Origin of the sequence: Flavobacterium chungnamense (genome assembly GCF_039539165.1) — a bacterium.
Taxonomy (GTDB): Bacteria; Bacteroidota; Bacteroidia; order Flavobacteriales; family Flavobacteriaceae; genus Flavobacterium; species Flavobacterium chungnamense.
In genome coordinates, this window is the sequence record NZ_BAABCS010000020.1 from 266449 (window position 1) to 280177 (window position 13729).

Below are 13729 nucleotides of genomic sequence, written 5' to 3' on the forward strand. Positions count from 1 at the left end.
ATTAATTTTATGATTTTAACCACAAATTCCTATACTTTTTATCTTTATCATAATCAGATGCTTGTTTTTCTATATTAAAATATCTATTTCCTCTTGGATCATTTCCAACACCGGCTAGATAAGCCCAATTTCCCCAATTGCTACAAACATCATAATCAATTAGTTGCTGTTCAAAATAAGCAGCACCATAACGCCAATCAAGTTTTAAATCATTACATATATAACTCGCCACATTTTGACGTCCACGATTGCTCATGAATCCTGTGAGTTTTAGTTCAATCATGTTAGCATCTACAAAATCAACTCCAGTTTCACCATTAATCCATTCTTGAAGTTGGTGCGTGTTGTGTTTGTTAACTGGAATTCCTTTGTTTTGAATTCCAGCTTGTTGAAAGAATTTGGCGTTGTATTTTTTCATCATAAAACGGAAATAATCTCGCCATAATAATTCAAAAACCAACCAATAAGTCGATTCATTTGCACCAAATTGAGTTTCATATTTTTTGAGTTCATCATATATAAATCTCGGTGAGATGCAACCTAATGCCAACCAAGCTGAAAATTTAGACGAATAATCGGCTCCAACTAAACCGTTTCGAGTTTCTTTATATTCAGAAATACATTTGGTTTCAAAAAAATAATGATTTAATCTATCAATTGCCTTAGTTTCTCCGCCATTAAATTGCAAAACAGCTCGTGTATCTAACGCTTCAAAATTCAATCCTAATTCTTCTAAAGTTGGCAGTTTTAAAGTTTCGATTTCAGGAGATTTTAATTCTTTTGGTTCGTCAAATGATACTCTAATTGAAGCATCTTTTTCTGTTTTCTTTCTGAAATTTGTAAAAACATCTGGAATATCTTTTATTGAAAATGGTAAGTCTTCGGCATGATACAATGTACTTGTGCTAAATGTTTTAAGTTCACATTTCAATTTGAATAATTCTTCTCTAACTTTTAGTTCTGTTTGATTTTCTTCATAAGAAACTTCTTTTTTAGAAAACACTTTGGTTGCTTTATATTGTTGTACAATTTTCGGAATTTCAACTTCAGGTTTACCTTTCAAAATCAATAATCCCGAACCAATTGCTCTTAAATTGTTATCCAAATCAATTAGTGATTCTAATAAAAATTGAGCTCTAAAACTTCCTGTTTTTTGGAATCCAAATTCAGTGGTAACAAATTCAGCCTCATCAAAACAATATATTGGAATAATCTCATCGCTTTGTGAAATTGCTTTGATAAGCGTTTCGTTATCATGTAATCTTAAATCAGTTTTAAACCAAACTATCGATGTTCTCATAATTCATTTATATTTTTCAAATAATAATCAGCTTGTTCCAGCATAGCTGTTTTGTCTTCTGGTTTCATTTTTCGCCAAACATTGTACATCATTCCGATTCGAGGATTTTTTCCTAATTTATCTTCATTTCTGTCATAAAAATTCCAATACAAACTATTAAAAGGACATGCTTTATCTCCAGTTTTTATTGCTTTTTTGTAAAAACAACTGCCGCAATAATGACTCATTTTATCAATGTAGGATGCCGAACTTACATAAGGTTTTGTGCCTACAATTCCGCCATCTGCAAATTGACTCATGCCGCGAGTATTAGTAATTTCAACCCATTCAAAAGCATCAATGTAAATTCCGAGATACCAAGCGTCAATTTCATCTGGATGAATTCCTGCTAAAAGCGCAAAATTTCCTGTAATCATTAAGCGCTGAATGTGATGCGCATACGCATAATTTAACGATTGATTTATGGCATCTTTCATGCAATTCATTTTGGTTTTTCCTGTCCAAAACCAATTTGGCAATTTTTCTTGATTATTGAAGAAATTCATACTTGCAAATTCTGGCATTTTGTTCCAATAAATGCCGCGCATGTATTCACGCCAGCCGATAATTTGACGCACAAAACCTTCCAATTGATTGAATTCTATTTCGTTTGGGCGTTTTTTCCATTCTTCAATGCATCTGTCTATAACTTCTTGAGGAGAAATCATTTTTACATTCATCGAAAACGAAATCCGAGAATGATACAACGACCATTCGTTTGGAGTCATCGCATCTTGATAACTTCCAAATAATTGTAAACATTCTTCTGCAAAAAAATCTAATAATTCTAAAGATTGCTTTCTATTTATGGGCCAAATAAAGTTTTTAGCATCTATAGTTCCAATGGTTTTTACATCGCTTTTAGTGATTTCTTCATAGATTTTAGAAACATCATTATTGAAAACTAAAGGAGCAATTGGCTTGTGATTTTTTGGTAATTTCTTTCGGTTTTCACCATCGTAATTCCATTGACCTGTTAGTGGCTTATCGCCTTCCATCATGATGTTGTGCTTTTTTCGCATGGCTCGATAAAAACTTTCCATTAGGTATGTTTTCTTGCCTTCAAAAAAATCTCCGAGTTCATTTCGAGTAGTAAAAAAATGTTCCGAGTCAACTGCAGTACTAGAAATTGAAACAACGTTACAAAGACTTTTCAAATCCAAATCCACTCGATATTCATCAGGAAATTGATATTCAAAATGTTTAAAATCATGTTCTGAAATTAAGTTTTGAATATTTTTTTCAAAAGATTGTAAGTTATTTTTATCATTTAGACAGATATAGATAACTTTATGATTTTGAGACAGTAAATTATTTTTCAGATCTTGCATTGCGGCAAATATTCCAACTACTTTTTGAATGTGATGCTTAGCATAATCAGTTTCGGAACGAATTTCCATCATCACATAAGTCACCGAATCATCTACCGTTTTAAACCAAGAATGATTGCTATTTAATTGATCTCCGAGAATTAATCTTAAGGTTTTTGGCATTATATTTCGGAATTATAAAGAATTTGGGATATAGCGCGTCCGCCCAAAAAAAATCATATCTTCGTGTTAAACTTAAAACACAAAGATATGATAAAACAAATAATTACAACATTGTTAAAAACTATAGAATTAATAGCTACATTAAGTACTATTTTTTTCTTTATTCTTAATGATATAAACAAACTCAAAAAATATACAATGATAGAATATATATTAGAACATTGGAATTGGTGGTTAATAGCTTTATTAATAGGGTTATTTATAAGACTATTTAGATTAACTATCAAAGAAGATATAAAATCAGTTAATTCTGAAATGGTAAAATTAACTCTTGATTTACAAAAAACATATATGCCAAATTTGGCATTGAACAACATTTTTATTAGAGAAGTTTTACTTCCTTTATCATCAAAAGGAGATTTATACAAACTATTAGAATATAATGTATTTGAAACAAAAAAACTAAATATTGATGATTTAGAAAAGTTTGGAATAGATGAAAAATTAATTAATAAATTAAGAAAGAAATATCACAAAATTGAATCAAAAAAGTTATAATGAAAAAGCCGTAATTAATTACGGCTTTAAAAAAATGCTCTTTGAAATTATTGATGTTACCAAACGTAAGAAACTGTTAATTCAAATTTTAATGGTATAGATGAATTACTTATAGTTATAGTTGTAGGGAATCCATTATTAGAATTATAAGGATTAAAAATTAAACCACCCATTAAATCATTAGATGAAGCTGAATCATAATCACCTAATATTAAAACGTGTTGTTGTGTTGGAAATAATAATTCAATAGGTGTAGTTGGAATAAAATCAAAATAATTTGAGCCATTACTTAAAGCATCATTTATATAATTACTTGTGTAAAGAGTAATGGTCGAATTACTTCCATCTCCTATGCCTAATCTAACAAAAATATCAGGTGCAACATTTATAACAGAATCCCAAGTGTTTGTTCCGTTTAGATTAGGAAACACATTAACTCTAATTTTACTAATGATAATTTTACTAGGAGTAATTTGTGTAGAACAATTTGCTCCTGTGTAACCTTGAGGACAAGGTGCTGGTGCTGATGTTTCATCTGAATCTGATGAACAACTAAAAAGAGTTAACGAAATTATCAGTAATAATACTGATTTTAAAAAATTTGTTTTCATAAAAAAAATTGGTTGCCCTCGTTCCAAAAAGCTTTAAAGTTTGTTAGAAAACAACAGCGTGGAACAAACTCTAAATCCAACGCCGAAGGTACCGCCAAGCACCCGAAACATAGATAAGAGAAAGCCCACGCATAACGAGAGCAGTACACTTATAATCTATGTTTCTATTGAATAAATTGGCGGTTTTTCGGAGAAAGATTATATAGCTACGCTATTGATATTTAGATAATTATTCTGTATTTTTACATTGTAATTTTTTAAAAATTATGAAAGTCAAATATAGTTATTTTATTAAATAAACATAAATATATTTCATATCTGTATATGAAATTAATAGTGATAAAAAATAGTTTACAAAAAAACCTCACTTGCAGAAGTGAGGTTAAAACAAAAAGTTGCGCAGACTTCTATTTGTTTTTTTTGGAATTGTAACAAAAAACGCAACAAATTGCGATTAATTGTAAAATTCCGCCAACGTTCTGTAAAGGTACTCTTATATAAGTTTCCTTTATTTTTAATTTGTTTTTCATTGTAAATGAGTTTAAATTTTAAGTTTAAAAACAACAATGAGTGCGCACAAATTATCGTAAAAACAAATATATGTAAACTATTTTTATTGCTATTATAATTATTATAAAAAACAAACGTATGAATATTGTAGAAATATCAGAAAAGTTTCCAACCGAATTAGATGCGGTTAAATACTTTGAGCAAAAACGTTGGGGTGATACTCCAATATGTGCTTATTGTGAATCGCCAAATCTTTCTAAAAGAGGTAAGGATTTACGTTTCAAATGTTATAGTTGTGGTAAATCTACATTTGTAACAGTTGATACTGCTTTGCATAGTACAAATATGGGTTTAAAAAAGTGGATGTTTGCGTTTTCAATTGTATGCGATGCAAAGAAAGGTTTGTCTGCATTACAACTACAACGTAATCTAAATGTAAGTTATCCTACTGCATTAAATATGTATCACAAAATGCGTAATCTAATGATAATTGAAAACGATACAATAGAATTAGAAGGTATTGTTGAAATGGACGAAATGTATGTTGGAGGTAAACCAAGAAAGTTTAATAATGGAGAAACTAATAAACCATTAGTTAAAACATCAATACCAGAATTAGACGAAAGAATAGACGAATTAAAAGAAGTGGGAATAAAGTTCAAACGTGGTAAAGGTAATCCAGCAAAATCTGCTGAAAATCCAAAACGTGGTCGTGGTACTTCAAAAATTCCTGTTATTGGAATAGTTGAAAGAAATGGCGATGTAGTAGCACAAGTATCAAAACAAGTAACATCAAAGCAATTAAAAGAAATGGTTCAAAAATACGTTGATGTAGATGATAGCGTTTTAATTTCTGACGAGTATAAAGGTTATTCGAGAATGGATGAAATTATTGAACACGTAAAAATAGACCATCAAAGGTTATACTCATACAAAGGAGTAAATACGAACTCGATTGAAAGTTTTTGGGCAATAATCCGCAGACAGATAATCGGACAACATCATCAAGTAAGTTTAAAACATTTACCCAAATATGTTGCAGAAGCAGTTTTCAAGTACAATAACAGAAAGGTAGATGATATGTTTGAAACTCTAGTTATAAATGCTATGAAAAGTCATAAAATGGACAATATCCCAAATTCTTTATAATTCCGTTATATTTTTTTATTTGCCACTAATTCACAGATTTTTTATTTAGTTACTAATCTGTGAATCTGTGGCTATTTTGCTTTATTCATTCTGCATTTATCACTACAATATTTTACTTCGTCCCAAACTTTTTCCCATTTTTTGCGCCAAGTGAATGGTTTTTGGCAAACGATGCATGTTTTACTTGGAAGGTTTTGCTTTTTTACTCCTCGCATTTTTAGGTTTATTTGGGTTACTAACGTGTTTCTTTAAGATTCGTTTACCTTCTTCTTTGACATTATCTTTTTTTCTAAAACTCCATACAATATCACTTGCTTTTTTTCGGGTTTCATCAATATCTACAATTGGAAATGGATACTCTTTACCAATTTCACAGTTGTAAAATTGTTGTTCGATTGCGTTTAATTTCCAAGGCTCGTGAATTAAATTTACTGGAATTTCTGCTAATTCTGGCAACCATTTTTTGATGAAAATCCCTTCTGAATCATGTTCTTCGGAATTTTTAATTGGATTGTAAATTCTAATCGTATTAATTCCAGTTGTTCCCGATTGCATTTGTATTTGTGGATAGTGAATTCCAGGTTCATAATCCAAAAATTGTCGTGCTAGAAAATGTAATTCGCGCCAATCTTGCCATAAGTTGAAAGTGAAAAACGAAACAACCATCGCTCTCATTCTGAAATTTATGTAACCGGTTTGAACTAAACATCGCATGCACGCATCCACAATTGGAACTCCAGTTTTGCCTTCTTGCCAAGCTTTTATATAGGTTTCATTTTTTGGTTTTATTAAAGAATCATAAGCTCGATTTGCGTTTTCAAATTCCATTTGGCATTCGTCTTCAAATTTTTGCATAAAATGGCAATGCCAATGTAGTCTTGAAACAAAATTCAACATCGCTCTTTTATTTTTGGACGCTTCATAATGCTGATTGGTGTACTGATAAACCATTCGCATACTAATATTTCCATAAGTCAAATAAGGTGACAAACGACTGCAACCATTTCGGCTTAAATTAGGTTTGGAAATGTGTTTGCTATAATTCACATGACGCTCTTTTACAAAACTATCTAAATAGCGCCAAGCCCAATATTCACCGCCTTGTTGGAAGTTTTTATTTCGTGTTGTGATTTCTGTTGAAAGTTCGTTTCCTTTTAACTTTTCGTAGCAATAGGGTTCCAAACTTTCTACTTTTAAGGCATTAAAATCAACCATTTTAGGAACATCACGCATTACTTGTTCCCATCGTTTGTCCCAATTGCTTCTTGATTTTAACTTGCGAATTACGCCATGCATTTGTGATTGTTTCCAATGGATTTCATTGGAATCAAAAAATCTTTGCATTTCAATATCCCTATCAAAAGTGATTTTATTTCCAATTTCTTGATGTGAGAAAACAGTTTTTATATTATAGATTTTATGCAATTCATTAAAAACGGATTGCACTTCGTTATGAAAAATATAAATATTTGTAGCAATTGAATTTAATTTGACTTGCATTTCCTGCAATGATTCGTAGATAAACCTCCAATGACGTACATCAGAATCATCATAATTCATTACCGAAGGTTCAAAGAAATAAACTAATAAAACCGGAATCTCTTCCTGTTGCGCAAAATAAAGTGGTTCGTGATCTGTAAAACGCAAATCACGTTTGAACCAAACAATATTTATAGTTTTTTTTTTCAATTTTTAGAGTAATGAGGTGATTTCTTTATCAGGTTTTGCGTAGCTCAATCTGTCTAATTGAATTGTTTTATGATAACTATCTAAACCGGAACAGGTGATTGTGTTGGCTTTTTCTATATCGATAAAACCATCATCAAGCAAACAATTTTCTGGAATATAAATTTGAATAATTTCACCTATAATCATAGTTGTGCTATTTATAGAAATATCCATTTTTTCTTTAAATTCTACTCCTAATTGAATGTTACTTTCTACCACAAATGGCGCAAAAAAGTCATTTTTATATTCTGATTTTAAATTAGTTGCATCAAATTCAGAAACTCCTTCATCGTATCTTGCCGAAGTTTGATGAGCTTGTTTACAAATAGCTTCATTGATATGATTGATTGTATAAAAACCTGTTTCAAAAATATTGTGAAGTGTATCACGTTCTGGTGGACTTGGACGAAATATCATTCCTATAAGTGGAGGATTAGCACCAATGTGAAAAAAAGAACTAAAAATTGCTAGATTTTCATTGCCTTTTTTATCAGAAGTTCCAACCAAAGCAACACTTTTGAAGCCACCTAAACTATTGATTAAGTGAACTCTTTTTTGTTTTTCAAGTTGTTCTATCTGGTCTTTATTGATATGAATTTTACTCATTTGAAATTAAATTTATAAAAGATGAACCCATTTTCTTTCGCTATTCAATTTGAAAGTTCCAATATGCTCTTTGTTCCATTCGTTTGGAGCTATTAATGAAAGTGAATTTGTTCCGTCATTGTTGGTATATAAATGATAAATTTCACCGATTACAGGTTCAAATGAAAACTTGGAGTTATAAACCAATTCGTTCCATTCAAATTCTTGCATCAATTTTTCATATTGAATTTTAAGTTCATTAAACTTATTTTCAAACTCTTTATTTACGTTGCTTATTCCTCTACTTTTCCATGACACAACATCATCCATTTTGATAACTGGCGCGCCAACACTTGTAGAATAAGATAATAAACTCGCATTATAACCTTCTTCTTCTGAAAAAACTATATTATCTGGTTTCTTACTTTCCATTTTATCTTTTAGAAATTTTATTGTTTGAAATGGCACGTTGTAAATTGCATTTGAATCGATCAATACCTTCTACTCGTTTTGCTAAGTGCTTGGTTTTACAATTTTCAACTCTTTCACGCCACAATTTATAGCTACTAAATTTTAATTCTTTTTTCATTAAAGCTTTAACTTCGGCTTCAGACAAGCCAAACTGAAACTTTATAGCATCAAATGGAGTTCGATCTTCCCACGCCATTTCAATGACTCTATCAATCTGAATATCAGATAAATTTTCTTTTTCTTGGGTTGCAATTATAGGTTTCAAAATATATTTTGTTTAACATTTATTTATATTAATTAAACAAAAGTAATCATTTCGTATTAAGCTAAAAGAATTTTAACGAAAAAATAAGTTATTGTTAAAGTTTAAATGGATAAAATAATATCTCTATTTTTGTTCCAAATTAAAACTCTGTATGCAATCCATCGAAGCCAACGGTTATCAAATATTTTTCAACGAAAATGGATATGAAAAAATCAATGATTTTATATCTGAAAAAAAATATTCTTCCATTTTTATTATAGTTGACGAACATACTAACGAATATTGCTTGTCAAAATTTTTACCAAATTTAGCTACAGAAATTCCAATTGAAATTATAGAAATTGAAGCTGGAGAAGAAATAAAAACTATTACAACTTGTGTAGAAATTTGGTCAATACTATCCGACCTTGGTGCTGACAGAAAAAGTGTACTCATCAATCTTGGAGGTGGCGTGATAACTGATATTGGAGGGTTCATTGCTTCTACTTTCAAAAGAGGAATAGATTTCATAAACGTTCCAACCACTTTATTAGGAATGGTTGATGCTTCAATTGGTGGAAAAAATGGTGTTGATTTAGGCAACTTAAAAAACCAAATTGGTGTAATAAATGTACCTCAAATGTTACTGATTGATTCTGATTTTCTTGAAACTTTATCTCAAAGGGAACTGCGTTCAGGATTAGCTGAAATGCTCAAACATGGCTTAATTTATGACAAAAAATATTGGGAACAATTCTTAGATTTATCTCAAATTGATTTTGCCGATTTTGATACATTAATTTACCGTTCGATAGAAATTAAAAACGAAATTGTAAAACAAGATCCAACAGAAAACGGGATTCGAAAAGCACTGAACTTTGGTCATACCTTAGGACACGCCATTGAAAGTCATTTTTTACAATCGGCAACGCCATTACTTCATGGTGAAGCCATTGCTATTGGAATGATTTTAGAAAGTTATATTTCAAAAGAAAAAGGATTACTTTCTAATGAAGAATTTTATCAAATTAAATACATCATCTCTACTATTTATGAACCGCATGATTTTAGTGATGAAGACATTGTTTCTATTCAAAATTTACTTATTCACGATAAGAAAAACGAGTACGGAAAAGTTCAATTTGCTTTAATAAATGGTATTGGAAAAATCATCATAAACCAATCCGTTGAAAATGAATTGATTATTAATAGCTTTAAAGATTATAAATCGTAATATTTTTTATAAAATTTATTGCATTTCGGTAATTTTATTTTTTACATTTGTCCTGATGAAAAATAATACTAACACTACTATCAATAGCACTTTCACGCTAAAAACCAATTCTGGTTTTCAAGTACTATGTGTTACGTTTTTAACATCAATTCGGACTATTTTAGGCTTGTTTTTAGAATTATTCAAATCTGAAACTGAAAAACTTCCTATAATTTATGCAAACATTAGGGTTTGAGAAAATTAGATTAGCTGTTTTTTTAATAATCTAATAAATTTTCAAAATCAAATGAATACAAAATATTTCGACCTAATTAATCAAACTTACTACTTTCCACAAGAAGAATTTACTTTAAACAAAGATAGTACGCTTCAATTTCACAACATCGATTTGATGAAATTGGTAGAACAATATGGTACGCCTTTAAAATTCACCTATTTACCTCAAATTTCCAACAACATTAAAAGAGCCAAAAATTGGTTCAGAAATGCTATGGAAAAAAACAATTATGAAGGTAAATACTATTATTGTTATTGCACAAAAAGTTCTCATTTTGAATACATTATGAATGAGGCTTTCAAAAATAATATTCACGTAGAAACATCGTCAGCATTTGATATCAATATTGTTGAAAATTTACTTGAAAATGGTAAAATAAACAAAAGTACTTATGTAATTTGTAATGGTTTTAAAAGAGATCAATACGTTACCAACATTGCTCGATTGATTAATAATGGTCATAAAAATACGATTCCGATAATTGATAATTATGAAGAATTGGATTTATTACAAGCAGAAATCAAAGGAAAATTCAAAATCGGAATTAGAATTGCTGCTGAGGAAGAACCAAAATTTGAGTTTTACACCTCTCGTTTAGGAATTGGATATAAAAATATCGTTCAGTTTTACAAAAAACAAATTCAAGAAAATGATAATTTAGAGTTGAAAATGCTTCACTTCTTTATCAATACAGGAATTAATGACAATGCCTATTACTGGAATGAATTGGTAAAATGTATTAAAGTTTACATTGCATTGAAAAAAGAATGTCCTTCGCTAGATGGCTTGAACATTGGTGGCGGATTTCCTATAAAAAACTCATTAGCCTTTGAATACGATTACCAATATATGGTTGATGAAGTTATCAATCAAATCAAGATTGCTTGTGAAGAAGCTGAAGTAGATGTGCCAAATATTTTTACTGAATTTGGTTCGTTTACTGTTGGTGAATCAGGAGGTGCTATTTATCAAGTTTTATACCAAAAACAACAAAATGATAGAGAAGCTTGGAACATGATTGACTCGTCATTTATTACAACCTTACCTGATACTTGGGCAATTAACAAGCGTTTTATTTTATTAGCCATAAATCGCTGGAATGATAATTATGAAAGGGTTTTATTGGGCGGAATGACTTGTGATAGCGACGATTATTACAATTCGGAGCAAAATATGAATGCTATCTATTTGCCAAAATACAATAAAGAAAAACCTTTATACATTGGTTTTTTCAATACTGGTGCTTATCAAGAAACCATCGGTGGATATGGCGGATTACACCACTGTTTGATTCCTCAACCAAAACACATTTTGATTGACAAAGATGCAAACGGAATTATAGCAACTGAAATTTTCTCGGAACAACAAACTGCTGAAGATGTTTTGAAAATTTTAGGTTACACAAAAAAATAATAAAAAAACAGTTTGAAGTTTTAGAAAAAAAGTTTTTCTTTGATAACCAAACTACAATCATAAACATTAAATAAACAAAATGAGCAAAGGACCAATAAGTCAGTTTATTGAGAAGAATTATCTTCATTTCAATGCAGCTGCTTTAGTAGATGCTGCCAAAGGTTATGAGCAACATTTACTAGAAAATGGAAAAATGATGATAACTCTAGCAGGTGCAATGAGTACTGCTGAGTTAGGAAAATCGCTAGCAGAAATGATTCGTCAAGATAAAGTACATATTATATCCTGTACTGGAGCTAATCTTGAAGAAGATATTATGAATTTAGTTGCTCACAATTCTTACAAAAGAGTTCCAAATTACAGAGATTTATCTCCACAAGAAGAATGGGATTTATTAGAAAATCACTACAATAGAGTTACAGATACTTGTATTCCTGAAGAAGAAGCTTTCAGAAGATTACAATCACACTTATATGATATTTGGAATAATGCCGATTCAAAAGGAGAAAGATATTTTCCACATGAATTTATGTATCAAATGATTAATTCTGGTGTTTTAGAACAATACTACGAAATTGATCCAAAAGATTCTTGGATGGTTGCTGCTGCAGAAAAAAATCTTCCAATTGTAGTTCCAGGTTGGGAAGACAGTACGATGGGTAATATTTTTGCTTCTTATTGTATTAAAGGTGAATTCAAACCTACTACTATGAAAAGCGGAATTGAATACATGATGTGGTTAGCCGATTGGTATCCAAAAAATTCAAGTGGTAAAGGTGTTGGTTTCTTCCAAATAGGTGGTGGAATTGCAGGAGATTTTCCTATTTGTGTAGTTCCAATGTTGTACCAAGATATGGAAATGCATGACATTCCTTTCTGGAGTTATTTCTGTCAGATTTCAGATTCTACAACTAGTTATGGTTCGTACTCAGGTGCGGTTCCAAATGAAAAAATCACTTGGGGTAAATTGGATATTCATACTCCAAAGTTCATCATCGAGTCGGATGCAACCATTGTTGCTCCCTTAATTTTTGCATATTTATTAGACCAATAAAATACATTTATGAGAAGAGTTATTGTTGATTATGCTAAGCTAACTGGCGATATTTTAAACTTATTAGTAGAGAAATTTCCTGAAGGATATGACGATAGTGATATCATCCGTTTCAGAAATGCTCAAAACGAACTTGTTGAAGCTGTTGAAGTAAGAACTGAAGACACTATTTATTTAGTGAAAGTAAGTACTAAATTGGCAAGCAGAATGGAAAAATTTGATGAGGATGATGATTTAGATGCAGTAATCGAACCTATTATTCCTGTTGCAGGTCTAGATGACGATGAAGATGCTTCTGGTGATGATGACGATGTTGAAGAAGATTTACTAAAAGACAAAGGCGGTTCTGATGATGGTGAAGATGACGATGATGATGATGACGAACCATCAGATAATTTTAATGATGACGATGAAGACGAAGAATAAGAAATAAGTACGAAGTACAAAGTACAAAGTACGAAGTAAAAATCCCAAATTTAGAAAGTTAAATTTGGGATTTTTTATGCACTTTTATACACTTCGTACTTTGTACTTCGTACTTTACAAATATCTTTCTTCAAAAACTTTTTGATGATGATTCTGATGACCTATAATTACAAAACCAAGTGCTCTAACCGACATCGGATTGTTATTTGCATAACCAACTCGTAGAAGTTGTTCTTCATTAAAAGATTTGAATAACAACAACGTTGCATGGCGAACAGCCGAAAACTCTGTTAGCAATTCCATGATGCTTCTTTTGTTTCCGTTGGCTTCGTTGGCATAATCGTCTTCTTCATATCCTGGCAATTCGGTTTTGTCATTTCTAGCAAAACGTAAAGCTCTGTAGGCAAAAACTCTTTCGGCGTCAATAGTATGTTGAATAATATCCTTAATAGTCCATTTTTCTTCAGCATAACTGTAATCAAATTTATCCATCGGAATATCTTGCACAAATTTGATGTAACGATGCAAAGAAATTTCTAATTCTTCTACTAGAGTATATTCATCAGAAACTTGTGCGACGTAGTTTGCGTAAAATGGTGCGTATTCGTTGGATTTTAGTTGGGTTGGTTTCATAATC

Annotated in this window: 15 protein-coding genes; 6 read left to right on the forward strand and 9 right to left on the reverse strand. The window is 30.6% G+C overall.

Going from position 1 to position 13729, the window contains the following annotated elements; translation table 11 throughout:
• Positions 1-7 precede the first annotated feature (7 nt).
• Positions 8-1300, reverse strand: a complete 1293-nt coding sequence (locus ABD771_RS11690) for a DASH family cryptochrome (protein ID WP_345094761.1) — start codon at positions 1298-1300, stop codon at positions 8-10.
• Entirely contained in the window at positions 1297-2832 is a 1536-nt protein-coding gene (locus ABD771_RS11695; RefSeq protein ID WP_345094763.1) for a cryptochrome/photolyase family protein, read from the reverse strand. Before ABD771_RS11695 ends, ABD771_RS11690 begins: the two co-directional genes overlap by 4 nt.
• Before the next feature lie 87 nt (positions 2833-2919).
• Here ABD771_RS11695 and ABD771_RS11700 point away from each other — a divergent pair, with 87 nt between their 5' ends.
• Complete coding sequence (locus tag ABD771_RS11700; RefSeq protein WP_345094765.1) at positions 2920-3390, forward strand: hypothetical protein; 471 nt, start codon at positions 2920-2922, stop codon at positions 3388-3390.
• 56 nt (positions 3391-3446) lie between these two features.
• Here the strand turns inward: ABD771_RS11700 and ABD771_RS11705 are convergent, their stop codons facing one another.
• A complete protein-coding gene (locus ABD771_RS11705; protein ID WP_345094767.1) occupies positions 3447-4001 on the reverse strand; it encodes a hypothetical protein in 555 nt (184 codons plus the stop codon).
• 648 nt (positions 4002-4649) lie between these two features.
• Between ABD771_RS11705 and ABD771_RS11710 the strand changes: the two genes are divergently transcribed.
• On the forward strand, positions 4650-5660 hold the full coding sequence (locus tag ABD771_RS11710) for an IS1595 family transposase (protein WP_345094769.1): 1011 nt from the start codon (positions 4650-4652) through the stop codon (positions 5658-5660).
• 71 nt (positions 5661-5731) lie between these two features.
• On the opposite strand, the gene ABD771_RS11715 is transcribed toward ABD771_RS11710, so the two are convergent.
• Genes ABD771_RS11715 through ABD771_RS11735 form a run of 5 tightly spaced genes read right to left on the reverse strand, consistent with a single transcriptional unit; the run spans position 5732 to position 8709 of the window.
• Entirely contained in the window at positions 5732-5875 is a 144-nt protein-coding gene (locus tag ABD771_RS11715; protein WP_345094771.1) for a DUF2256 domain-containing protein, read from the reverse strand.
• Complete coding sequence (locus tag ABD771_RS11720) at positions 5841-7349, reverse strand: cryptochrome/deoxyribodipyrimidine photo-lyase family protein (protein WP_345094774.1); 1509 nt, start codon at positions 7347-7349, stop codon at positions 5841-5843. Before ABD771_RS11720 ends, ABD771_RS11715 begins: the two co-directional genes overlap by 35 nt.
• A gap of 3 nt (positions 7350-7352) precedes the next feature.
• Positions 7353-7994, reverse strand: coding sequence for a flavin reductase family protein (locus ABD771_RS11725; RefSeq protein WP_345094776.1), 642 nt, complete (start codon positions 7992-7994; stop codon positions 7353-7355).
• Positions 7995-8006: 12 nt separating this feature from the next.
• The gene (locus ABD771_RS11730; RefSeq protein WP_345094778.1) at positions 8007-8405 is read right to left on the reverse strand and encodes a DUF2452 domain-containing protein; all 399 of its coding nucleotides are present in this window, start codon (positions 8403-8405) and stop codon (positions 8007-8009) included.
• A 1-nt stretch (position 8406) separates the two neighbouring features.
• Positions 8407-8709 (reverse strand): TIGR03643 family protein, encoded by a 303-nt coding sequence (locus tag ABD771_RS11735; RefSeq protein WP_345094780.1) that lies wholly within the window; start codon positions 8707-8709, stop codon positions 8407-8409.
• Between the two features lie 151 nt (positions 8710-8860).
• Here ABD771_RS11735 and aroB point away from each other — a divergent pair, with 151 nt between their 5' ends.
• The 4 genes from aroB to ABD771_RS11755 all read left to right on the forward strand — a co-directional run bounded on the left by aroB (position 8861) and on the right by ABD771_RS11755 (position 13092).
• Positions 8861-9922 (forward strand): 3-dehydroquinate synthase, encoded by a 1062-nt coding sequence (aroB, locus tag ABD771_RS11740; protein ID WP_345094782.1) that lies wholly within the window; start codon positions 8861-8863, stop codon positions 9920-9922.
• Positions 9923-10208: 286 nt separating this feature from the next.
• Complete coding sequence (locus tag ABD771_RS11745) at positions 10209-11612, forward strand: type III PLP-dependent enzyme domain-containing protein (RefSeq protein ID WP_345094784.1); 1404 nt, start codon at positions 10209-10211, stop codon at positions 11610-11612.
• A 79-nt stretch (positions 11613-11691) separates the two neighbouring features.
• Positions 11692-12666, forward strand: coding sequence for a deoxyhypusine synthase family protein (locus ABD771_RS11750; protein ID WP_344816278.1), 975 nt, complete (start codon positions 11692-11694; stop codon positions 12664-12666).
• Between the two features lie 9 nt (positions 12667-12675).
• Entirely contained in the window at positions 12676-13092 is a 417-nt protein-coding gene (locus ABD771_RS11755; RefSeq protein ID WP_345094786.1) for a DNA primase, read from the forward strand.
• 114 nt (positions 13093-13206) lie between these two features.
• Here ABD771_RS11755 and ABD771_RS11760 read toward each other — a convergent pair whose 3' ends face one another.
• Complete coding sequence (locus tag ABD771_RS11760; protein WP_345094788.1) at positions 13207-13725, reverse strand: DinB family protein; 519 nt, start codon at positions 13723-13725, stop codon at positions 13207-13209.
• Positions 13726-13729 lie beyond the last annotated feature (4 nt).